Genomic DNA, 22,752 nt, shown 5'->3' with positions numbered 1-22,752 from the left:
CCTCTCCCGGGTCTTTATGCCCGCCAAGATGCGCGCCTGAGAGAGCCCGGTCAATCCATCACGCGGCGGCTGTTTCAGAATGGGTCATCCCTGCCCCCGTAAACAGATGAAATCGCAGCAGAATTCGGCGACTGCTCTGAGCGTCCGCATACCGCCAGCATGGTCAGTGCATAGATGAGGGCGCTGGAGTGCAGATCCTCAGGCGTCGGGCGCCAGCGTGGCATGCCAGTGGTGATGGCGGGAATGCCCTGCATGTTGAACACATTATGGTCGCGCCACATGCTGGAATAGACCGGATGCGCGCGCTCCACCGGCGCCCGCCGGGCGAGGCGCGTGGCGGCATCCACCGCGCCGGCGAGTGGCGCGACTTCGTCCGCGTCGGCAACGAAACCGTGGCGGACGACCATTGGCTCGACATCGAAGCTGTCGAGATCGAGTGTGCGCATGGCCGCAACGATCTGATGATAAGCCTGCGCCGACTTTTGCCCGGGTGCGAGGCACACTTCCACATAGATGGCGCACACTTCGGTGCCGGCGCCATAATCGGTCGGTGCACCGGCGCGCACGGAGGCGATCTGCGTCTTGGGAAGGGAGAGGCCGCCAGCCGTCTCGAACACGCCCTGCGCTTCCCACTGCCGGCCCCACTGGTGCAGCGCGTCGATCACCGGGCCGAGTTTATAGATGGGGTTGAGGTGCTGGGCGACGGTCTCGGGCGTTTCCAAGATTGGCGTGAACATGCCGGTGCCGAAGATGCGCACGCGGAAGAGGGCATAGCCGCAGCCCTGCCAGGTCAGGCCGAAATCCGTGCCTTCGGCGGCAATGGCGTAATCGGGCGCGACGCCGCCATGGTGGAACAGATAATGCGCGCCGATATCCTTGCCGAGATAGTCGATGCCGGAGAATTCCTCGATCGGCTCCGGGCCGATCTCGCCGGGGCAGGCGGTGAGCCAGGCCTTGCCGGCAAGGCCGATGCCCGCCTTCTTGAGCGCCTTGGCCGCCATCAGGAAACAGGCCATCGGCCCGCGATCGTTGGAGATGGGGAAGCCGCGCAGGCGCCCATCCTCATCGAGCCAGCACTGCGTCCATTCCGGATCCCGCATCGTCGTTTTGCGATAGCGGAACTTGTCCTGCGAGAGGTCGCCGCTCGGGCTTTCCGTATCGAGATGGGCGGTGAAGAGCAGGTTGGCGCCCGTACCCAAGCCGCCATATTCGCCGATGATGTTGGGTCGCTCAGGTGTGGCGCCGGCGCGGCGGGGCTGGAAGCCTTCGCGATCCATCCATTCATAGACATATTGCGCGGCGGCCGCTTCCTCACGCGAGCGGCTCGGAATGTTGCCGAGTTCAAGGGCGAGGGCGACCAGCTCATCGGAATCGATGGCGGCGGCGAGAGCGTCCTTCTCGGCTTCGGTCACCTGATAGGGAGCCGTGGCAGGATGGGCGAACATCGGAGCGGGTTTGGGCTGGGCTTGGGTCATGTCATGCTGCCAAGGCGGGCTCGGCATCCTCCGCTGTGTCTTGTTGGGGGAGCTCCGGGGTGCGGAGCAAGAGCAGGGCTCCGACGAAGATGAAGCCGAGCAGGGCGCAGCCGAGGAAGACAAGCGAGAACCCGCCCGTTTCGTCGCGAATGACGCCGCCCAGCGCCGGGCCGATGGCGGCAGCGGTGGAGATCAAGCTCATCGTGGAATAGAGCTCGAGATTGGCGCGCTTGCCGAACAGGTTGAGCATCAACATGGCCGTGCTGACATAGCTGAAGCCGAAGCCCACACCCAGTCCGATCACGGCCAGCGAGACGACGAACAGATTGCCGCCGATCATCAGCGCCAGCACACCGAGCGAGGTGGAGGTGATGGAGAGCAAGGTGAGCTCGCGCGCGCCGATTTTCTCGCCCGCCATGCCGGCGATCATCGATCCGGCGGCGCTGACGAGGGCAATGCCGCTCATCACGGTGGCGGCCGCACCCATGGTCAGGCCGGTCTCGGTCAGATGCTTCACCGCAAAGCCGTGGACGGTGGTGTTGATCAGCAGGAATGAGGTGTAGACGCCGACCACGATGTAATATTGCGCGGTGCGCATCGCGGCCCGTGCCGTCCAGCCGTCCGTGGCCATGGCTTTCCGGGGCTTGGGCGCAACCTCGGCATCACCGGGCCGGTCGCTGGTGACGAGGGCGGCGAACATCGAGAGCAGCACGGCGGCAATGGCGGCCGTCCACCAGTAATGGCGCCACTCGCCGGTGATCGCCTGCGTGGAAAACGCGATCAGCGGCCCGACAACCGCGCCCATGCCGCCCGCGGTGAAGTACACGCCCATGGCGGTCGAGCGCTTCTCGAAGGAGTGGGAAATGACGTTCACGCCGCCCGTGGTCCCGCACATCGAGAAGCCGACGCCAGCGAACGCCGTGCCGATGAAATAGACCATCGCCGTTTTGGTGACGGCCAGGCAGGTGAAGCCGATGAGGAGAAGCGCGCCGCCGATCATCATCGTGCGGGAAACACCCAGGCGCCGGATCGAGATAGCGGGTGCAAGGCTGGACAAGCCGCACGCCACGCCCAGGAAGGTGAAGCCAAGGCCAGCGACGGCCCAGGGCCAGCCCATCTCCTCGACCATATAGGGAAGCACGACGCCAAGCCCGTTGAAGGTGAAGGCGTTCAGCATGAAAAACAGCAGGCAGAACGCCGTCAGCGCCAGGTATTTTTTCCGTCCTTCATAGGTCATGCAGCGACTCGCCTATCTGGAGTAAGTGCCTGGAAGATGCCGGTTTGGGTGTGCCGGTGTCTTGACGTGGGGCGTCCTCTCGCTTGGCGGGCCGCCGTCCCGTCTCATTCGGCGGGAGCAGACGATCCGGTGCTGGCGGCGTAGGGCGGAAGCAGGAAAAGCAGCAGGCTGCCGATGGCCATGACGCCGACGGCGACGACCACCGCAGCGCGATAATGGCCGATCATGTCGTAGCTCAGGTCCATCAGCACCGGCGTGATGCCCTGCGCGCCGATGACGGCGGAATACATGACGCCAATGATGACGCCAAAGCTGCGCAACCCGAAATATTGGGCAATGAAGTAAGGCAGTGCGCCGAACTGGGCGCCGAGCGCGATGCCAAGGCACAGGCCGGCAACGGGCAGAAGGGCGCCGAAGGGTGAGAATTCGAGCAGCAGCAGGCCGAGAATGGCCAGCGCATACATCGGCACGACCACGCGCGGCCCGCGGCTCTTGTCGAGCACGCGTCCGGTGAAGATCTGCCAGAGCGAGCCGGTGAGCGCGAAGATGCTGACGATGGCGGTGCCCGTGCCCAGGCCATAGCCGCGATCCGCCAGAATGGGCACGACATGGCTGAGCACGGCGATCATGGTGCCGCCACCGGCTGCGATGGCGACCAGCATCAGCCAGAAGGGCGCGGTGCCGATGGCCTCACGCAAGGTCATGCCGTCCACGATGGGGGAGGCTGTCTCCGATGGGTTGCTCGGCGCTGCCGGGCGCGGTGCATCGCGCAGCAGGAAGAAAAAGATCGGAAAGCCGACGCAAAGGATCAGTGCGCCAATCCCCAGATAGCCCGCGCGCCAGCCGGCTGTGGAGACGATCAGCGCGGTCATGATCGGCACGCAGACCGAACCAATGCCGTTGCCGAGCCCTGCGCTCACGCCAAGCGCGGTGCCCCGATTGGTATCGAACCATTCCGCCACCAGGCGCGAGAAGACCGAGGTGGCGGGCAGCGAGCCGAACAGGCTGATGGCCAGAAAGTTGAGGTAGAACAGCATCAGATTGCCGTTCGTGAGCGCGAGGCAGGCGACGGCGAGGGCGAACAGCACATTGCCCAGCAGCACCATGTTGCGGGTGCCGTGCCGATCGGCATAGCGGCCGGCAAGCGGATAGATGCAGGCGCTCACGACGGCTAGGATCGCCAGCACCATCGAAATGCTGGACCGCGCCCAGCCGAATTCCTGAGAGAGGGGCACGAGGAAGGTGCCGAAAACTGCATGAACCGTGGCGGTCTTGCCGAGCGCATTGCCTGCCGTGGCAGCGATCAGAACGCCGGTCCTGCTTTTGTTCAGTGCGGGCGCTTCGCTGAGAGGGCCGTTCGCGGCGTCGAGGGCGATCGCCGGCTGCGCGGTCATTGCGCCCAGGCCGTTTTGGCGGCTTGCGTGGTGACCATGAGGGCGCAGTTCTTGCTGAGCACCTTGAGCGTCGCTTCATGCAGGCCAGGCTCATAGGCGGCAGTGGCGTCCGAAACGACGAACACATTGAAATTGCGGTGGAAGGCCGAGCGGGCTGCGGCGTCAACGCAGCAGTCAGTGCTCAGGCCCGTAATCAGCAACGTGTCGATGCCGCGCTCGGTGAGCTGGGCCTCAAAGTCGGTGCCGTGGAAGCAATCGTAGAGAACCTTCTCGACCTCGATGTCGCCCGGCTCGGGCAAGAGCCGATAATAGTCAGCACCATAGCCCTTGCGACAGATGACCTGCCCGCCGGGTTCGCCGCGACGCGTGTAGAAGGTCTTGAGTGCCTCGGAATCGGTTTCGGGTGTCGTCACCACCCGCACGACGGCGAGCGTGACGCCAGCGGCACGCGCCGCGGCGACCAGCTCCTCGGCCTTGTCGATGGCAGCATGGGGTGCGGAGAGATCCACCCCATGCTGCCCGAGCAGGCCCTCGGGGGCGGCCCAGTCGTTCTGGATATCCACCAGCACGAGCGCGGTGCGCTCGGGCGCGATCATCCCGGCCAGATCACCGGCGGCGACGTGGGGAATGTCCACGAGCGCCGCGTCAGGCATGGACCGGAACCTTGCCGGGGAAGCGCTCGCGCAGGACCGGGAGGACACGCTCGCCGAAGATCGGGATGTCCTTCATGTAATCCGGGAAGATCAGCATCAGCCCGTCCGTGCCGGAAACCTCGAAGAGTTCGGTGAGCTTCTCGACCACCGTCTCGGGCGTGCCGATGACATGGGGGGTCATGAAGCCGGCCCGGCTCTTGCGGGTGAAGTCGTTTTCCTTGCCGATTTCGCTGTCGAGGAAGCCATAAGCGCGCATCATGCCGTGCAACGCGCCTTCGTCGAAGCCGTCGCGGATGGATTGCGCAAAGGCTTCCGCTTCCGCATCGGTCTCGCCAAACACGGGCGTCATCATCGAATAGGTGCGGATCGGCTTGCCGATGTCGGCAGCGACAGCCTTGGCCTTCTCGCTGGCGGTCTTGAGTTCTTCCGGTGTCCCGCCGGAAAGGAAGATCGCATCCACCTCGTCAGCCGAAAAGCGCATGCCCTTGCCGGAGGTGCCGGCGCAGACGAGGAAGGGGCGGGTGGAGGGCGTCGGCAGCGAGCGGCAATCCTCCAGCGAGAAATATTTGCCTTCTTTCGTGACGGTTTCGCCGGTCCACAGCGCCTTGATCGCCTGGATCCATTCATAAGCGAGGTCGTAGCGCTCATCATGGTTCACATCGTCGCGCCACGCACCCATTTGCGCGAACTCGTCCTTATAGGAGCCGGTGACGATGTTGAGGCCGGCGCGGCCCCCGCTGATCTGGTCCAGCGTGGCGACCATCTTGGCGACAACGCCTGGATTCTGCAGGAGCGTGTGAACCGTGCCCCACACCTTCACCCGGCTGGTCGCTTCCGCCACCCCGGCAATGGTGAGGTAGGAATCGAGCTGATAGTCCCAATGCTCGGTCTCGCCGCCGAAGCCGCGGTACTTGGCCATCGCCATCGCGAAATCCAGCCCGTGCTTTTCCGTCAGCACCGCCGCATCGCGGCAGTAGCTGTAGGACGCATCGATGTGCGGCTTGTTTTTCGAGAGGATCCATCCGCCGTTGGCGATGGGAAGGAACACGCCCAAATCCTTTCCTCCTGTGTCGGAGGGCAACCCGAAGGGCGTCGGCGTAATCTCGCTCATAATCTCAATCCCGTGACCTTATTGGCACGCCCACCTTATCGCGCCGACCGATCCGTTCTTGATCATTCGCGCATATTATATTGGTCGGCCCTCGTTCGGATGGGCGGCGATGAAGGCTTCGACCTCGCTCCGCAGCGGCATGGCGGGTACGGCACCGGGCTTTTGCGTGCACAGGGCGGCCGCGGCATTGGCGAAGATCAGCAGGGCCTCGTCCGTTGGCCGAGCGTCGCCGGCGCGATCGAGCATGGCGCACAGCGCGCCGACAAAGCAGTCACCCGCGCCCACGGCGTCGCGCGGCACGACCGGAAAGGCCGGGACATGTACAGCGCTGCCTGTCCGCACCGCCACCGCGCCGGATGCGCCGAGCGTGACGATGACGAGCTGATCGTCGCGGCTGATCAACGTTCGGGCCGCCAGCGCGGCCTGTGGCGTCGCTCGCTCGTCATGCCGGCCGAGATAAATGGCCAGCTCATGCTGGTTGACGATCAGCACATCCGTCGAGGCGAACAGGCGTTTGGCTTCAAGAACCGCAGGGGCCGCGTTGAGGACTCGGACCGCCTGCTTTCCCGGTGAGGCTGCGAAGAATGCCGCGACGGTTTCGACTGGCACTTCGAGCTGAGCCACGCGGATATCGGCGTCTGCCACGGTATCGACCATGGCGGGCGCCAAGGCGGCGTTGGCGCCGGACGCCACGATGATCTGATTCTCGCCGGACGTGTCGACGGTGATGTAGGCGGTGCCGGTCGCCGCTCCTTCGACGGCGACCACTGCGAGGGTGTCGACTCCGGCGGCGGCGAGCTGCTCTGTCATCCAGACGCCGGAATCGTCTTCGCCGACCGCACCGATCATGCGCGTCTGCGCCCCTGCGCGCGCTGCGGCGACGGCCTGATTCGCGCCCTTGCCGCCGGGCAGACGCTCGGACTGCAAGGCAAGCACCGTTTCGCCGGGCCGGGGAAGGGCATCCACGGACTGGATCAGGTCCACATTGATCGATCCTGCTACCACCACCGCCATGCCGGCCTCCTTCTGAACTGCCTCGCTCCCAACCATGATCGGCGCCTCGTCACAATGCGCCGCGCGCCGGCGTGCGCTCCCTGACAACAATTGCGGTCTGCCTTGCAAAGCGCTGCGCTGCCACGGGCGTACACAGGGCGCAGCAACTCTCAACAAGGTAGATGACGCATGGTGAACTGGCTGATCACAGGTATTGGCGGCGGTCTCGGCGAAGCGCTGGCTCAGGCCGCGCTCGACCGGGGCGACCAGGTTTTCGGCACCTCCCGCAGTGTCGAGGCGTGTGCCCGGTTCGCCGCGCTGGCGCCGGGGCGCTCCTTTGCGCACGGCCTCGATTTCGGCGACCCAGTCGCGCCGGCCGCGCTCGTGGCGCTCGCAGAGGAGACCATGGGCAGTGTCGACCGGCTGGTGAACAACGCCGGATACGGGCTGATCGGTGCCGTCGAGGAAATCACGTTGGATGACGCGCGCGCGCTGTTCGACATCAACCTCTTCGGTGCGATTGCGATGATCCAGTCGGTGCTGCCGGCGATGCGCGCACGGAAGGCGGGGCATATCGTCAACATCACCTCCGTCAGTGGCCTGGCGCCTTGGGCGGGTACGTCCATCTACGGGGCGAGCAAATATGCGCTGGAGTGCATCGGGCAGACGCTGGCGCAGGAGGTCGCGCCGCTCGGCATCAAGGTGACCAATGTCGCGCCGGGCGGCCTGCGCACCAATTTCGCGGGCGGATCGCTGCGTCTCGCTGACCGGATGATCGCCGATTATGAGGGCTCGGCCCATTTCGCCCGCCAGTCGCTCAAGGAAGGCGTCGGCAAGGAGAAGGGCGATCCGATCCGCGCCGCTGCCGCAATCCTCGCCGCGCTGGACGCGCCGCAGCCGCCCATGCACCTGTTGCTGGGTGAGGATGCGCTGCATTATGCCGAAGGGCAGACCGATCTGCTGCGCGCAGAGATGGAGCGTTGGAAGGACTATTCCCTCTCCATCGCCTACCCGGCCGAGGAGATGGCAAGCGCCGATGCATGACAGCCGCCTGCCGGCCTGGGCAATCGAGCGCGGACGCTATCTGAACAGCTTTTCGGCGATCGTGCCGGAGAGGAGTGCGCTGGTCGTGATCGACATGCAGACGGCGTTCCTGGCCCCCGGCGCGGTGTTCGGTAATCCGCAAGGGATGGACATCATCCCGGCGGTTAACCTCCTCGCCACAGCGATGCGGGCCGCCGGCTGCCCGATCCTCTGGACCCGGCAGAGCGTCTCGGACGATCCACCGCTCGCCATGGCGCCCTGGCAGTATGATCGGGCCGATCCCCATGTGCAGGCCGCCATGCAGGCCCTGACGCCCGGGCATCCGGCGCAGGGCTTGCATCCGGACATAGCGGTGGAGACGGGCGATGTGGTGCTCGACAAATATCGCTATAGCGCTTTCGCCTGTCCTGCTGGCCAGCTTGAGGCGAAGCTGCGCGAGCGGGGGATCGAGATGCTGGTCATCGCCGGAACGCTGACCAATGTCTGCTGTGAAAGTACCGCGCGCGATGCCTATATGCGCGGCTACAAGGTCATTGCCGCGCTGGACGCGATGGCCGCCGTGACGGATGAGGAGCATGAGGCGGCGCTGCTCAACCTGCGCCTCAATTTCGCGGACGTGCGCAAGAGCACGTCCATCATCAACATGCTGTAAAGCAAGGAAGACGCTGACATATGACTGACGCTGGCTCGAGGACGACCCACCACGAGATCGATGACATCTTCACCCGCCGCTGGTCTCCGCGCGCCTTTGACGGCAGCGCGGTGGCGGAAAGCGAGCTGCTGCGGTTGTTCGAGGCCGCGCGCTGGGCGCCGTCGGCGTTCAACGCGCAGCCCTGGCGGTTCCTGTACGCCGTGCGCGACGGCGCGGACTGGACGCGGTTCCTCGATCTGCTGATTCCGTTCAACCGGAGCTGGGCGGAAAGCGCCGGCGCGCTGATCATCATCCTCTCTGACACGCAGATGCGCAACCCGGACGGCACGCCGAAATCTGCCTCGCACAGCCATTCCTTCGATGCCGGCGCGGCATGGGGCATGCTCGCTATGCAGGCTACGCTCAGCGGGCTTTACACGCACGGCATGACTGGAGTCGACTTCGACAAGGTTCGCACCGAATTGAGCGTGCCCGAAGATTTTCGCATCGAGGCCGCCATTGCGGTGGGGCGCATTGGCGATGCGTCGACTTTGCCCGAAGGCCTGCGCGAGCGCGAGCAGCCCTCTGACCGCAAGCCCGTGACCGACTTCGCCTTTGCAGGGGGCTTCCCCGCGGCTTGATCGGCTCCGTCTATCGGCAATGAAAACCCCGGAAAGCAGTGCTTTCCGGGGTTTCTTCATGTTTGCGGGAGAAGCAGGCAGGTCAGGACAGCAGCCGGGGGACGGAAATCGCGCCGACCGTGAATCGTGCGTCCGGATGCTCCTCACCGCCGTCGCGCGGCTTTTCGCGGTGCTGCACGACGCCGTTCTTGCCGAAATTCTCGACCACAGGCCGTCCGGAATCCCGGTGCAGCCACAGGCGAAGCAGGTGGCGGCGGCGCTGCGGTTCAGGGAAATCGTTGAACGATGTGCGCGCGTGCAGCGCGGCATAGTTGGAGAGCCACTGGATGTCGCCGGGGCGGAAATCCATCTCGATGGCCATGCCCGGCTCATAGGTGATGTCGTCGAACAGCTTGAGCACTTCGATCTGCTCGGGCGTCAGGCGCGGCGCTTCGGAATAGTCCTGCGCTGTGAGGATGTAGAGCGACCCGGCGTACATGCTGAACACGCCCTCTTCCATGCTGATGATGGGCGAGGTGTAGGTATTGGCGGGCGCATTATGGTCCTGCCGGCGCCAGTCCCAGTGGAACGGCTCGAGCAGCAGGGGCGCCAGGTCGGGCCGACGGGCGAGGATCTCATTGTAGATCTGCGCGCCCGAGACGAGACAGGATGCGCCACCCTCCTTCGCCGGGCGCAGGCACATCAGCGCCACGATATCCGAGCTGTCCGAGTGGTAGACGAGCTTGTCCCGCACCTTGGAGGAGAGGGCGGTGGGATCGTCCATCGTCTTGTCGGAGGTCGCATAGACATGGTCGATCAGGTCGCCCATTTCGTTCTGGCGGATGGGGTCGCCCATGTGCAGGCCCAGAATATAGTAGATCGCCGCCGAGAGCGCGTCCGAGTACAGATGGGTGCGCAGGCCGCGCACCAGCACGAAGCCCCGGCCGTAATCGACATCGCGACCCCATTCGGCGGCAGCGTCGGCGCAGGCAACCAGCGGATAATCCTGCTTGGAGACGAAACGCAGGTCAGGATTGGCTTCTACGAACCGCGTGCCCAGCGTTTCCAGTTCCGCAACCTGATCCTCCGAGAGCCGGTAGATCCAATCCTGAGACTGAGACAGCGTATCGCCGCGCCAGGCGGCGTCGGTCCGTACCGGTTCCAGGGCTATGGTCGTCGTTGTGGACATGGTCAGCGCGGCTCCTCTTGCAAGGCCATTATCGTCGTCTGGGTCTGATCCTGCCTGACTAAAGCGTCCCTTTCTTCCCGTCTTGGCAGCACATGCAAAATTAGTGTCCGGTGCGCGAATCAAACGCGTGCCTGGGCGCATCGCGGGCATTCGCGCCGACCAGTCGGTGGTGATGCTTCTTATATAGGGCGCGCAGGTCGAGCGCCCGCCCGGGCTGTGTTGCAATGCAGCATGGCGCATTTGCATCAACAAGTTCTGCGCCCCGCCTCAAGATTAAGTTCCCCAAAACTGGCTCAATGCAGGCTCAGCGGCACTCAGGGAAAACCGGGGCCGGAACAATCGCCGGAGAGGAGCCGCGAGGTCAGGCCGAGAAGGGGACCGCGACAATGAGCGACAGACTAGGAAAGACATACGGATATTTCATGGCGGGTGCGGCGATGGCCGCGCTGATGACCAGCGCAGGTTTCGCGCAGGAAGCGCCTGCGGATAGCGCGAGCGCACATGATGGCGACGAGATCGTCATCACCGCCTCCAAGGTGGATGTGAGCCTGCAGCGCGCCAACCTGTCGGTGTCCGCCGTGACCGCAGAGACGCTGAGCATGGCCAACGTCACGGATGTGACCGGCCTCAACGGCTCGGTGCCCGGCCTCGTGGTCGCCAAGAGCGGCGGCGCCGAGCGCATCATCACCATCCGCGGCATCGGCTCGGAAACGCCGGAGAACACGAACACCCAGCCGGGCGTCTCCTATCATGTCGATGGCGTCTACATCTTCAACTCCATCGCTGCCAACGCGGCGTTTATCGACGTGGCCCAGGTCGAGGTGCTGCGTGGCCCGCAGGGCACGACCTTCGGTCAGGGCTCGACGGGCGGCACGATCAATGTCGTGTCCCGCCAGCCTGTGCTGGGCGAATCCAGCGCGAATGGCGAGATCGGCATCGGCAACTACAACATGCTGAAGATGAATGCCGGCGTGAACGTACCGCTGGGCGATACGCTCGCCCTGCGCGTCGCTGGGCAGCACCAGAAGCATGACGGTTATGCCGTGGCGACCGATGTCGTCGGCTTCGGCCAATATGAACTGGATGACGCCAATGAGACCGGCTGGAAGGCGGCCCTGCTCTGGGAGCCTACCGACAGCATCTCGGTCAGCCTGAACACGATTCAGTACCGCAGCAATACCCACGGCACGGCGCAGAAGAACGTGTTCGATCCTGAGCCCGATCCACGGCGCCTCACGCAGGATTATCCCGGTCGGTCGGTGGTGAACACAGAGCTTTACTACGGCGTGGTCGCCTTTGATGCCGGCTTCGCGACGGTGAAGTCGATCACCAGCTACCAGAAGGTCCACAGCGAGCAGAGCTGGGATGCGGACGGCCTGACGGCCGACCTCTTCGAGGCACTGACCTACAGCCCGCTCACCTTTGGCGGCACCCGCTACGACCACGTGGCCATGTGGGAGAGCAACACCAAGAGCTGGACGCAGGAGTTCAATATCTCCTCCACGCACGAGGGGCCGTTCCAGTGGATCGCTGGTGCGGTGTATCTGCAGTCGACCAACGACCAGTATATTCTCGAATATCGCGGCAGTGACGACAATCTCGTTCCGCCCGTCCTGCCGGTTACCACACCCTATAACGACCCGCTGGTCGGCAATCTCACTTATGCGGAACTGTCGTCGATCAAGCGTGAAGCCTGGGCGGCCTACGTGCAGGGCACATACGACTTCTCGTCGCAGCTCAGCCTCACGGCAGGCATCCGTTACAACAGCGACAAATATAGCGGTCAGGGAGCCAGCAACAGCGACACCGCAAGCTACACGTCCGGCGCCTTTCTCCAGCCGACCCCCACGGACGGCCTGAGCACGACGGAATGGACAGGCAAGGTGGCGCTGGACTTCAAGATCACGCCGGAAAATCTGCTCTACGCCAGCTTCACCCGTGGCTTCAAACCGGGCGGCATCAACAGTTCGGCTGCAGGAGGCAACAGCTCCTCGTCGCTGGGCTTTGCGACCGGCATTCAACCGACCTACAAGCCCGAGACGGTGAATTCGTTCGAGATCGGTTCCAAGAACCGCTTCTTCAACAATGCTCTGACCTTCAACGCCTCCGCTTTCTATTATGACTACAGCAACATGCAGTTCCTCGACGAGGATGCGATCCTGTATGGCGAAGGCACGGCCAACGCCCCCGGCGCGCATATCTACGGCCTGGAGCTGGAAGGGGCCTGGGCGGTCACCAGCAAGCTGAAGATCGACGGCTCCGCCTCGTTCCTGCGCGGCAAGTTCGACGAGGATTATCTCGCGCTCGATCCGGTGAAGGCCGATGAAGCGCAGACGGCGGCGGGCTATCCCGACTGGCTGTTCTGGAGCAACTTCTACCCCGCCGTGCTGGCGCGTGAAGCGGCTCGCGAGAATATCAACGGCAACCGGGTGCCCAAGTTGCCCAAGTTCCAGGGCTCGATTGCGGTCACCTACACCGATCAGCTCGGGGCCGGCGAACTCACGGCGCGGGCGCAATATCTCTATCGCGGCCAGTTCTTCTATCGTGTGTTCAACGACGATTTCTACGACAAGACGCCGTCCTACGACACGGTCAACCTGTTCGTGAAATATGCGCTGGACCATGCGCCGGTGTACTTCAGCGCTTCGGTCACCAATGTGTTTGATACGACGGGCGTCAACTCGCGCTTCTCCGACCCTTATGGCAGCTCGCAAGGGTTCGAGACGTACATCGCGCCCCGGCAGGCGATCTTCTCGGTCGGCTTCAACTTCTGATCACCACTGGCACTGCCTTATAAGGGCAGGCTGACACAGCGGCGCTCTTCTTCTCGGGGAAGGCGCCGCTCCTGTTTGGCGGTGTGTGGTCGTGCCCTCCGTTCGTCCTGAGTAGCTGCTGAGCCTGTCGAAGCAGCGTATCGAAGGCCTGCTCCGTGCGCCGCGATGCTTCGATACGGCTCTTCGATACGCGCCTGCGGCGCTCCTCAGAGCCTACTCAGCACGAACGGTGAAGATCGGCGCACCGATCAAAGGAAGTTATTCGGCCAGATCATCGTGCGCCACATGTGCGCGGTGGGCGAGCGGTCGAAGCCCAGGCCTTCTTCTGGCTCCCGGAAGTGCCGCCCGATGATGTCGGTGAACTCTTCGGGGTCGACCGGCGGGGACTGGTCGAAGAAGTAGTAGTCGTAGATCGTGACCAGCCGCGAGCTCATATACCATTTGTGGTTGCGGGCATATTCGGCATCGCGCTGGATATATTCGGGCGGAACATAGTCCGGCCCGAAGAAGCGATCATAGCTCTCAGGATATTCATATCCCACCGCCTCATCCGCGAAATAGCGGAGCGGCTGGTGATATTGCACGGCCCAGGCGATCTCCTCGGAGACATAAGGCGCAATCATCTGCGCGCCCCAATAGCCATGGTCGGCGCGCACGAAGCAGCCATTGGAGATGTCGTGCAGCAGGCAGGCAAGGACGATCTTCTCTTCCTGCCCATCATCCAGCGCGCGCTTGGCGCTGGTCAGCAGATGGCGGATGGCAATATCGTTGAAGCGATATTTGAAGAAATCCATCAGCTTGGGCTGTTTCGGCATGCGCGGCAGCGCGGGGTTGTCGCCCATCATGAAGACGTGATTCTCGTCCATCTGCCGGATGAGGTCCGGCTCCGGGTCAGGCATGCCGGTGCCGATCCTGCCCACCGGGGCAGGCACTATCATGCGGGTGCGGCCTTCCTGGGGCCAGGGATGGTCATCGCACATCAGGTCTCTCCATATTCAATCGCGGTAGCGCTCATGAGGAACGATTATCACCTTCATGCGGGCATGAATGATCTTAATGTACCGAAATTTTCAGATTATTGGGTGAATATGGGCAAAAGGAGCACTGGACGCGGTCGATTACGCCACATTGAGCGGCAGCCCCGGGCTGTCCTTGACGACGTCCAGCGCAAAGGTGGTGCGCATGTCGCGCACGCCCGGCAGCTTGAGGAGCACGCGCTGGGCCAGTTCGGCATAGGCATCCATATCCGGCGCCAGCACTTTCAACAGGAAATCGAACTGCCCGGCCGTGATGACGCAACTCACGATTGCCGGCTCGTTCAGCACGGCCTGCTTGAACTGTTCGATAATCGAGGAGCTGGAGGAGCCCGTGGCAGCGCCGCTGGGCGTCTGGGGCACCTTCACCTCTACATAGGCAAGGATGCCAAGGCCCACCCGCTTGCGATCGACGATCGCCGTATAGCCGGTGATGATGCCCTCTTCCTCAAGCCGCCGGACATGGCGCAGGCACGGGCTGGGCGACATACCCACGCGCTCCGCGAGGGCCAGATTGGTGATACGGCCGTCCTGCTGCAGTTCATGGAGAAGCTTCAGATCGGTGCGGGAAAGATCCGTCATGCGCTGGTGCCATTCGCTCGCGATGATGAGTGGTCGCCCCGACCTACCATCGCTTCGCTGGCGTGAACATGGCTGGCATGAGGTGGCCGCGCTCGAATGGCAAAGTCGAGTTGACGCTGCGCGCGGTTTGAGCGGAAATATGACGATAAAATAGCCAAAGTTATTGCGCCAAAATTACAAAATATTGACATTTCGGGCAATCGGCACCATCTAATATCCGCTAACGTCGCACCTCGACGGATTTTGATGCCATTGCAGCGGATTCTTCCTTTGATACTTCGGCCAGCGCCACCGGGACAGGCGTTTCGGTGGGTTTCTTATGTAAAAGGAATGATCCCATGCCCATTGGCACAGTCAAATTCTTCAACGCCGACAAAGGCTATGGCTTTATCGCACCCGACGATGGCGGTGAAGACAGCTTCGTCCATATCAGCGCGGTCGAGCAGGCCGGTATGCACACGCTCGACAAGAATCAGCGCGTGAAGTTCGAGATCACGACCGACCAGCGCGGTCGGGCCTCGGCAACGCAGCTCGAAGAAGCCTGAGCAGCACGCTCTCCCTGGCTGGCTCGTCCGGTCGGGGGTGTGCCTCGCAAGGATTTCTCGCAAGGATTTCTGGGCGGGGCAGGGGAGACGGTAAAACACCAATCTTCCCATCAGAGTTCACGCTGGGGCCGCCGCGGCCCCCGCGCACAGCCGGCAAGGAGCGTGCAATGTCAGCGACCAGTGATTTCTATCTCGCCCGCGCGGCGGAAAGTGCCGATGCTGCCAGCAAGGCCGACCTGGCCAATGTCCGCGAGCGCTGCCTGCGCGCAGAAGCTGCCTGGCAGCAGATGGCCGACCGTCTTATCGAGATCGAGCGCAAGAAGCGTCAGGCCGCCGCTTAAGCGGACCGGACTTGTCGATCAAAACGGCGTGGCTTGCGGGTCACGCCGTTTTTCGTGCTGATTTTCTGCTATATGCTTGTGTCCGTCGCCCGATCAATCTCAGGCCGAGGACGAAAATAAATGGTCGGGGAGAGAGGATTCGAACCTCCGGCCCCTGCCTCCCGAAGACAGTGCTCCCATGAACTTTCGGCTTATTTCCACCATTTGAGGTGTGATGTAGTTGGGCGGATGAGGGCGTTTGTTCTTTTTTCGTTCATGCTAAAGGTTCAGTGCGAACCTCAACCCCTGTCGCCTTCCCGAAAACGGAATCCATTGGCCAGTACTATCCGGTCGGGGGGAATTGAACGTTGGTCGCCGTTGGGGGCGACGGACCGTAGATATCGACGCTCGCCGCAGGAAGTACCAATGACCTCTGCATCGTTAACTTGATTAGCTTGCATTGCCTGCGATGGGGGTCTCCCTTGACATGGATTGAACGCACTCACACACTTTAACGCTGTTCAGTTGAGTCCCCGGAGAGGCATTATGTACCCATTTCGAGCTGGCAGTTATGCGCCTAAAAATGGGTGGTATGTCGCGGGGTTCTGCGAGGAGATCGGGGAGGCATTACTGAGCCGGTGGATCCTCAACCAGCCGGTCGTGCTCTATCGCAAGGAGGATGGCAGGGCTGTTGCCGTTGAAGGGCGATGTCCGCATCGGCACTTCCCGCTCGGTGAAAGCAAGCGCATTGGCGACGCAATCCAATGTGGCTATCATGGCATTACATTCGATGCGGCTGGCAAGTGCACGTTCGTGCCAAGCCAGACCGCCATTCCGGGCGTTTATTCCATCAAATCCTACCCGCTTGTGGAGCGGGGGCTCTGGGCGTGGATATGGATGGGTGACGCAGAGAAATGCGATGAAGCTTTGCTGCCAACGCTGGATGAAATTGGGTTCAATATAGAGGGCTTGATACCTCAGGCCTTCTATTCGATGCCGGTCGATGGCCGCTATCAGCTGCTGAATGACAATTTGCTGGACCTGACCCATCTTGGATATCTGCATAGCAGCTCGATCGGGACGCCCGATGATGCTGCGACACCCGAGGTGCGCGACTTGAGTGACCGCCGCCTGTCCAGTCGCCGCTACATCCGCGATACCGAGATCCCGCCCATGCATCGCAGCCTGACGGGGCATCAGGGGCTGGTCGATCGCGTCTCGGGAATGGACTTTTTCTTTCCCGGGTTTCACGCAGGCATTGGTGAAATGCAGTATCCGCGTGATCATGAGCGGGCGGGCGATATCATTCGCACGAGCCGGGTGTGGCACGCCGTGACGCCCGCGACGAAGAACAGCTGCAACTATTTTTTCGCCATGAGCGGTCGTTCCCTTGAGGACCTGTCTCGCGCTAAAATCAGTCTTGAACCGGTTCTGAAAGAGGACAAGTTTGCGACCGAGCAGATCGAGAAGATCATCAGCACCCTGGATGAACTGCCTCCCGAACTCATGCTGAAAAGTGATGCGACGACTGTGCAGGGGCGCCGCATCCTGCAGGCCATGATGGACCGGGAGATGGTGTGACAAGCGCCATGTGTGTGGGCGCTCTTAAGGGCCTGCGACCATTATCTGAGTGACAGCGGCTGAAGAGGCAGGTTGTGGACGACCGGTCTGTTCGCTCATGCAGCTCCCGCGCAGGGGTAGCCGTCCCCGCGCAAGGCTTATTGAGAGCAGGCGAGGTCCGCAAGAGCATGCTTTACGCGTTCGCTGCCTCTTGCTCTTGCGCAGGCTCCTTGTTGCTAGCGAGCCGCGCAACGAGCCGGTTGAAGAGCGTCACCCCCCGATCATGGCTCGTCGGCATAATCCGCGCATCGGGTGCCTGGTCGATCGAGCGTTGCTGTGCTTCGATCATCACCTTGTCTTCGGCGAAGGCCATATCGGCCGTGCGCATCATGCCGTCGCGCACGCTCTCATCGCCATGGCTGCGATGGGGCCCCCAGGAAAAGAAGTAGCGCGCTGTCTTGTCGGTCATCGGGGTGACGGCCTGGCTGGTGAAGTTCAAATTCCCGATCGCATCGGTTTTTTCCGGCGCGGCGTACCCAAGCTTTTCCGCTGTGCCCAGGGGATAAGTGCCGCTCCACATCAGCAGAATGCCGGGCAGGAGAAAATCATAGGTCTGCCAGCTGTCGATGAGCGTCGGTGACTTGCGAATGCTTGAGCCGTGCGTGTTCGTGATCCAGCGCTCGAACCGCACGCCACGATCGAGCGGCTTCACGACCGGAAGGTTGTTCGCGAAATCGGGGGTGGAGCCGAAGCTTTGCGCATGGACATAACTTAAATGGCTGAAATCGAGGAGATTATCATTGATGAGCCGTGCCTCGGCGGCATAATCCAGATGGCCGTGGCCGAGGATATAGTCGGGGTCATCAAAACCGACGGCAGGGGGAATGAGGGCCGGATCAGCATCTTCTGCCTCGCCCATCCATACCCAGACCCAGCTATGCCGCTCGACGACCTGATAGCGTTTGACCCGCGCATCGCGAGGGATCAAATCCTGCCCCGGAATTTCAACGACTTTGCCATCCGGATCGAAAAGCAAGCCATGATACATGCAGCGCAGCCGCTCCCCTTCGCACCGGCCGAGAGAGAGGGGCGCGAGGCGATGAATGCAGCGATCGACAAGTGCGTGAATGGTGCCAGCTTCGCATCGCCACAGGACGATCGGTTCGCCTAATATGGTGATTGCAAATGGCTTGGATGGGGCGAGATCCTGCGACCAGCCAGCGACATACCATGCGTCACGAACATAAGGCGTGGTGAGGTTGCTCATTGACTTTCCATCCTTTCAACTTTCCTGGCGGGCAGGTTGACTTAACACTGTTAAATAGTCAATCCATATCGCGATGGCGCGCCTCCAAACTATTGCCCTTGATCGCGCGCGCATTGTTGCCGCCGCCTTTGCGCAGCTGGAAGAAACTGGCCTTGATGGGCTGAGCATGCGCCCGCTGGCGAGCAGGCTGGGCGTGCAGGCACCAGCGCTTTACTGGCACGTGCCCGACAAGAGCGCGTTGCTGCGCATGATGGCGAAAGAGATTTACGCGGGCGCTTATGCTGCCATTCCGGCATCGCTTGGCTGGCGCGACTGGCTGATTGAACTTGGCCGGGCGTTGCGGCGGACATTTGTTGCGCATCGGGATGGTGCCCGCCTGTGCGCGACGGTTTCTGCGCCTGATGTTGCCTCGCCAGACGAGCGGGCCCGGGGCATCTCGGCGCCGCTCGTGGCACTGGGGCTGGATATGCCCCATGCATTGTCCTTCCAGGCCTCAGTCATTTCGTTCGCACTGGGCTGGTCCAGTTTTGAAGCGAATGGATCGATGCATGCCTATCTCGCGGCGATGATGGATTTCGACGCGAGCTTCGAGACTGGCTTACAAGCGCTGGTCAAAGGGTTTGAACCGGATTGATCATGGCGCCGCTGCTGTAGTGACGCCCGATACCAGCTCATTGACCATCGGCTCGACATCCTCATCGGCAATCGGTGCCTTATAAACATCGCGCATTTTGTGGACGATCGCGCGCCATTGCTCCGCGTTGAGAGGCGGCTGCGACGAGATCATGCTCGCCGAGTGGCAGGCCAGGCAAGCATTGTTGAGCGTGTCCGCCTTTGGCCCGCTGAACATGACGGCATCCTCGGGCAGGGTGATGGACTGGCTTTTCAGGCCTGTAATTGCGAGCGGGGTTGTGGATGCGACACCTGTTTCCACGAACAACGTGCCGCCAGTGGCCAGAGCCAGACCGATGGCCGATATGAAAAGATAGGTCTTCATCGTCATGAAATCCTCACCGGAACTTGCTCGACGCAGCCGCGCATATAACCGCCTGCGTTCCAATTCGGCTCCATCGCTTGAGTGACGCCTGCAGCATTGGTGCAGCGGCTCATCAGCATGAGGGCGCCACGGCCCGGAACCGGAAGGGTGCCCGAGAATAAGCGGAAGCCATAACTGCCTTCGTCGGAGCCCAGCTTCGCATCGGTCCAGTCCCGCCCGTTCGATGAAATCTCGACACGGCGAACGCCGCTCGTGCCGCCCATCGCAATGCCGCGAACAGGGAGATCGGGCTGATAGGCGGCCTCGCTGCCCGGCTCGATACTGGTGATCCACGAGCGGGGGATCATCCGATTGATCGGCTCGGTCGCAAAGCCCTTGGCATCCGGCGCGACATTGGCATTTGGCGTTTTGGGAATGCGATAGGCTTTGGCCATCCAATATTTCTGATCTTCAGCACTCAGCACCTCGATGCTGTTAAGTGCCTTGACCCAATAGGTGGAGTACCATCCCGGCACGACGAGGCGCAGCGGGAAGCCGTTGAGCATGGGCAATTGCTCACCGTTCATGGCGAAGGCGAGCATGACCTCGCCGTCCCGCGCATGATCGATGGCGAGCGACTTCTCGAACGGATCGACATCGGTCAGCGGCAGATCCAGCCCGCCGAACCGCACGGCGACCGCATCGCCCTGGACCCCGGCGCGATCCAAGATCGTCCGCAGGCTCACGCCTTCCCACAACGCATTACCCATCGCGCCATGCGCCCACTGGGCGCCGGGCACGCGCGGATTGAACAGGGCGCGGGAATTGCCCGAGCATTGGTTGACTGCCGCGATCGACATGCGCGGCATCGCCAATATGTCTTTGAGCGACAAGGAGAGCGGACGCGCGGCTTTGCCACTCACCGTCAGGCGAAAGCTCTCGACATCGACCTCCAGCGGGATGTTGGACCAGTGCCACCGCACGAAGAAGCGATCATTGGGGGTGAAGACCTGCCCGTCAAAGGCGGAAAGCGGTGTCTCCAGCAGAGGAGGCCGGTTTCGCTGGACGATCATGCCGCGCTTTTGGGGGAACGCGTTGCTCAGCGGCGTAGGCGACGGCGTCAGCGCGCTGATCCCTCGATCCGTCGTTGCCATCGCAGCCCCGGCACTCCCTAACGCCGCGACCGCCAGAAGCCGTCTTCGCGCGAGGCGCAGTGCCAGAACAGAATCAGCCCGGTCCATCAGAGGTCTCCTTAAACAGGCTGACGGCGACGCATCGCACGGCCAGCAAACAGATTTCCGCATTGATGCATGCGTTCCGGATACCGAGCGGAGCCATCAATGCAGTCCCACGGCATGAATGACAGCGACCCCGCTGATGATGAGAAGGATCAAGGAGAGAATGACGGTGAGGCTGACCCGCGCACCGGCTGCCCTGATGTCGCGCACGTCGACCGAGAGGCCCAGCGCTGCCATCGCAATGATCGTAAGGGTTATGGAAATCGAATGACTGATTTCGGCAAACCAGTCGGGAATGATACCGACTGACCGGAGCGCGGCCATCCCGAGAAACCCGATGATGAACCAGGGAATCATTGCGGCATTGCGACCTGCATTATGCGGGGCGTTGTCGGCCATGCGACGGCGATAAAGCAGCGACAACACAAGAACGACAGGCCCAAGCATCATCACCCGGATCAACTTGACGACCGTTCCGAACTGCACCGCGACCGCGCCGAGCGGCGCTGCAGCGGCAATCACTTGTGGAACGGCATAGACGGTCAAGCCGGCGAGCGCTCCACCTGCAACGCTACTCAGGCTAAGCGCGGCTGTGATGACTGGCAGCAGCAGCACGAGAATGACACCAAGGACAGCGGTGAAGGCAACCGCCGATGCGACATCTTCACAATCCGCCTCGATTGCAGGGGCGATGGCAGCGATTGCCGAATTGCCGCAAATCGCATTTCCCCCGGCCACCAGCACGGCCATTTTCGTGGGCAGGCCAAGCATTCGGCCAATCGCAAAGCTGCAGACAATCATGAGAATGACGAGCGCAACGATGCCTCCCACAAGGGGCAGCCCAACCCCTGCGAGGAGGCTGAACGAAATCGAAGCCCCCATCAGCATGACAGCGACTTCAAGAAGAAAGCGCCCTGCAAAATCTATACCGGCATGGCTTATCGTCTGAACCAGACCGCCGGTGCGCATCGTTGTGCCTGCCAGGATGGCAATGACAATTGCGTCGAGCCATGCCTTGTCCAGCAGTGCCACCTCCAGGCGCTCGATGCCGACAGCGGCGCAGGCCACGATCAGACAAAGAATGAGCCCCGGAAGGCGCCTTTCCCAAATCGACAGTCGGCAAGGCGGTGAAAGCGGAACTATCATTGCCCTGCAGTGAAACTTGCGTCAGAAAAGGTCTAATCAATAGATTATCTAGCAACGATAAAGAATACTTATACTATGACACTTGATCAGCTCCGTGCGTTCGTGACGGTCGCCCAAACCCGCAACATGACGCGGGCCGCCGAGCAGCTGAACCTGTCCCAACCGGCGGTCAGCGCTGCCATTGCGGCCCTTGAAGCGAGGTATCGCACTGCCTTGTTTGACCGCGTGCACAAGGGGCTGGAGCTGACGCAGGCCGGGCTCGTCTTGCTACCGCGCGCTCAACTGGTTCTGCAGGATGTCGCTGTGGCACGCCAGGCACTCACCGACCTTGCCGGGCTGCTGACCGGCGAACTGCGTATTTTCGCCAGCCAGACCGTCGCGACTTATTGGCTTCCGCCCCGGATCGCGACCTTTGCCGTGACGCATCGCCAGCTTTCGATCGATCTGGATGTTGGCAACACGAGTCAGGCCGTGGCGGCCGTCATCTCGGGCGCAGCCGACCTCGCATTCATTGAGGGCGATCATCACGACGCGAAGCTGGAGCGCGTCGCGATTGGTGGTGACGAGTTGGGCTTTTATGCGGCGGCAGGCCATCCTTTGATCAATAAGCATCTGGACCGGGACGACATTCTGGGCGCAAACTGGGTGCTGCGCGAGCCCGGATCAGGCACGAGAGATCATTTCATGGCGACGCTCGGCACTTATGGAGTCGCCCCGTCCGACCTCGATATATTGCTGGAGCTACCGTCTAATGGCGCTGTGCTGGAAGCGGCGCGCGCTGGCGGACTGATCGCAGTGACATCTTGCCTTGCTGGCAGGGGCCGTGTCGATTCTGGCGTGTTGCGCGAAATCCCCTGCCAGTTGCCGCCGCGCGCCTTCTTCATGCTGAGCAACAAGGACCGCGCTGTGAGCGCTGCCGCCAAAGCCTTTCAAGGTGCAATCACGAGCAGCGCTGAATAGGGC

At 62.3% G+C, this 22,752-nt stretch carries 22 protein-coding genes; 9 read left to right on the top strand and 13 right to left on the bottom strand.

The genetic code is table 11. The features are described 5' to 3' along the window. Positions 1 to 74: 74 nt before the first annotated feature. From M2342_RS12700 to M2342_RS12675, 6 genes are all read right to left on the bottom strand, one after another. Complete coding sequence (locus M2342_RS12700) at positions 75 to 1,475, bottom strand: peptidase M20 (RefSeq protein WP_264579367.1); 1,401 nt, start codon at positions 1,473 to 1,475, stop codon at positions 75 to 77. Position 1,476: 1 nt separating this feature from the next. After that, positions 1,477 to 2,712, bottom strand: coding sequence for a CynX/NimT family MFS transporter (locus tag M2342_RS12695; RefSeq protein ID WP_264574787.1), 1,236 nt, complete (start codon positions 2,710 to 2,712; stop codon positions 1,477 to 1,479). Between the two features lie 104 nt (positions 2,713 to 2,816). Further along, positions 2,817 to 4,106: an MFS transporter gene (locus M2342_RS12690; RefSeq protein ID WP_264579366.1), complete on the bottom strand. Its 1,290-nt coding sequence runs from the start codon at positions 4,104 to 4,106 to the stop codon at positions 2,817 to 2,819. Continuing rightward, positions 4,103 to 4,759 (bottom strand): cysteine hydrolase family protein, encoded by a 657-nt coding sequence (locus M2342_RS12685; RefSeq protein WP_264579365.1) that lies wholly within the window; start codon positions 4,757 to 4,759, stop codon positions 4,103 to 4,105. Before M2342_RS12685 ends, M2342_RS12690 begins: the two co-directional genes overlap by 4 nt. Further along, complete coding sequence (locus M2342_RS12680) at positions 4,752 to 5,870, bottom strand: LLM class flavin-dependent oxidoreductase (protein WP_181559154.1); 1,119 nt, start codon at positions 5,868 to 5,870, stop codon at positions 4,752 to 4,754. Before M2342_RS12680 ends, M2342_RS12685 begins: the two co-directional genes overlap by 8 nt. 75 nt (positions 5,871 to 5,945) lie before the next feature. Next, entirely contained in the window at positions 5,946 to 6,884 is a 939-nt protein-coding gene (locus tag M2342_RS12675) for a ribokinase (RefSeq protein WP_264579364.1), read from the bottom strand. 168 nt (positions 6,885 to 7,052) lie between these two features. Here M2342_RS12675 and M2342_RS12670 point away from each other — a divergent pair, with 168 nt between their 5' ends. From M2342_RS12670 to M2342_RS12660, 3 genes are read left to right on the top strand one after another with little or no spacing between them, the layout of a single operon-like run. Next, positions 7,053 to 7,907, top strand: coding sequence for an oxidoreductase (locus tag M2342_RS12670; RefSeq protein ID WP_264579363.1), 855 nt, complete (start codon positions 7,053 to 7,055; stop codon positions 7,905 to 7,907). After that, positions 7,900 to 8,559, top strand: coding sequence for a cysteine hydrolase family protein (locus M2342_RS12665; RefSeq protein WP_264579362.1), 660 nt, complete (start codon positions 7,900 to 7,902; stop codon positions 8,557 to 8,559). Before M2342_RS12670 ends, M2342_RS12665 begins: the two co-directional genes overlap by 8 nt. Before the next feature lie 20 nt (positions 8,560 to 8,579). After that, positions 8,580 to 9,179 carry a nitroreductase family protein gene (locus M2342_RS12660; protein WP_264579361.1) on the top strand — a complete coding sequence of 200 codons (600 nt, stop codon included), beginning with the start codon at positions 8,580 to 8,582 and terminating at the stop codon, positions 9,177 to 9,179. Positions 9,180 to 9,261: 82 nt separating this feature from the next. Here M2342_RS12660 and M2342_RS12655 read toward each other — a convergent pair whose 3' ends face one another. Next, positions 9,262 to 10,347, bottom strand: a complete 1,086-nt coding sequence (locus M2342_RS12655; RefSeq protein WP_264579360.1) for a TauD/TfdA family dioxygenase — start codon at positions 10,345 to 10,347, stop codon at positions 9,262 to 9,264. A gap of 386 nt (positions 10,348 to 10,733) precedes the next feature. On the opposite strand from M2342_RS12655, the gene M2342_RS12650 reads away from it, so the two are divergent. After that, positions 10,734 to 13,121 carry a TonB-dependent receptor gene (locus tag M2342_RS12650; protein WP_264579359.1) on the top strand — a complete coding sequence of 796 codons (2,388 nt, stop codon included), beginning with the start codon at positions 10,734 to 10,736 and terminating at the stop codon, positions 13,119 to 13,121. A gap of 248 nt (positions 13,122 to 13,369) precedes the next feature. Here the strand turns inward: M2342_RS12650 and M2342_RS12645 are convergent, their stop codons facing one another. Both M2342_RS12645 and M2342_RS12640 read right to left on the bottom strand, forming a co-directional pair. Continuing rightward, positions 13,370 to 14,059 (bottom strand): HD domain-containing protein, encoded by a 690-nt coding sequence (locus M2342_RS12645; protein WP_264579358.1) that lies wholly within the window; start codon positions 14,057 to 14,059, stop codon positions 13,370 to 13,372. A gap of 180 nt (positions 14,060 to 14,239) precedes the next feature. Continuing rightward, positions 14,240 to 14,737: an Lrp/AsnC family transcriptional regulator gene (locus tag M2342_RS12640; protein WP_264579357.1), complete on the bottom strand. Its 498-nt coding sequence runs from the start codon at positions 14,735 to 14,737 to the stop codon at positions 14,240 to 14,242. A 338-nt stretch (positions 14,738 to 15,075) separates the two neighbouring features. Here M2342_RS12640 and M2342_RS12635 point away from each other — a divergent pair, with 338 nt between their 5' ends. From M2342_RS12635 to M2342_RS12625, 3 genes are all read left to right on the top strand, one after another. Beyond that, positions 15,076 to 15,282 carry a cold-shock protein gene (locus tag M2342_RS12635; RefSeq protein ID WP_181559162.1) on the top strand — a complete coding sequence of 69 codons (207 nt, stop codon included), beginning with the start codon at positions 15,076 to 15,078 and terminating at the stop codon, positions 15,280 to 15,282. Between the two features lie 167 nt (positions 15,283 to 15,449). Further along, positions 15,450 to 15,623 (top strand): hypothetical protein, encoded by a 174-nt coding sequence (locus M2342_RS12630; protein ID WP_181559163.1) that lies wholly within the window; start codon positions 15,450 to 15,452, stop codon positions 15,621 to 15,623. A 525-nt stretch (positions 15,624 to 16,148) separates the two neighbouring features. Next, a complete protein-coding gene (locus tag M2342_RS12625; RefSeq protein ID WP_264579356.1) occupies positions 16,149 to 17,183 on the top strand; it encodes an aromatic ring-hydroxylating dioxygenase subunit alpha in 1,035 nt (344 codons plus the stop codon). 172 nt (positions 17,184 to 17,355) lie between these two features. Here M2342_RS12625 and M2342_RS12620 read toward each other — a convergent pair whose 3' ends face one another. Continuing rightward, positions 17,356 to 18,429 carry an aromatic ring-hydroxylating dioxygenase subunit alpha gene (locus M2342_RS12620; RefSeq protein ID WP_264579355.1) on the bottom strand — a complete coding sequence of 358 codons (1,074 nt, stop codon included), beginning with the start codon at positions 18,427 to 18,429 and terminating at the stop codon, positions 17,356 to 17,358. A 73-nt stretch (positions 18,430 to 18,502) separates the two neighbouring features. On the opposite strand from M2342_RS12620, the gene M2342_RS12615 reads away from it, so the two are divergent. Next, positions 18,503 to 19,063, top strand: coding sequence for a TetR family transcriptional regulator (locus M2342_RS12615; RefSeq protein ID WP_264579354.1), 561 nt, complete (start codon positions 18,503 to 18,505; stop codon positions 19,061 to 19,063). On the opposite strand, the gene M2342_RS12610 is transcribed toward M2342_RS12615, so the two are convergent. From M2342_RS12610 to M2342_RS12600, 3 genes are all read right to left on the bottom strand, one after another. Continuing rightward, a complete protein-coding gene (locus M2342_RS12610) occupies positions 19,064 to 19,426 on the bottom strand; it encodes a cytochrome c (RefSeq protein WP_264579353.1) in 363 nt (120 codons plus the stop codon). 2 nt (positions 19,427 to 19,428) lie between these two features. Further along, positions 19,429 to 20,646 (bottom strand): molybdopterin-dependent oxidoreductase, encoded by a 1,218-nt coding sequence (locus M2342_RS12605; RefSeq protein WP_264579352.1) that lies wholly within the window; start codon positions 20,644 to 20,646, stop codon positions 19,429 to 19,431. 96 nt (positions 20,647 to 20,742) lie between these two features. Continuing rightward, positions 20,743 to 21,789 carry a YeiH family protein gene (locus tag M2342_RS12600; protein WP_264579351.1) on the bottom strand — a complete coding sequence of 349 codons (1,047 nt, stop codon included), beginning with the start codon at positions 21,787 to 21,789 and terminating at the stop codon, positions 20,743 to 20,745. Between the two features lie 75 nt (positions 21,790 to 21,864). Between M2342_RS12600 and M2342_RS12595 the strand changes: the two genes are divergently transcribed. Then, on the top strand, positions 21,865 to 22,749 hold the full coding sequence (locus tag M2342_RS12595) for a LysR family transcriptional regulator (RefSeq protein ID WP_264579350.1): 885 nt from the start codon (positions 21,865 to 21,867) through the stop codon (positions 22,747 to 22,749). Positions 22,750 to 22,752: the final 3 nt, after the last annotated feature.

The organism is Sphingobium sp. B8D3A, from assembly GCF_025961995.1.
GTDB lineage: Bacteria > Pseudomonadota > Alphaproteobacteria > Sphingomonadales > Sphingomonadaceae > Sphingobium.
The sequence above is the reverse complement of the archived record's forward strand: the minus strand, read 5'-3'. Positions and strand labels throughout refer to the sequence as shown.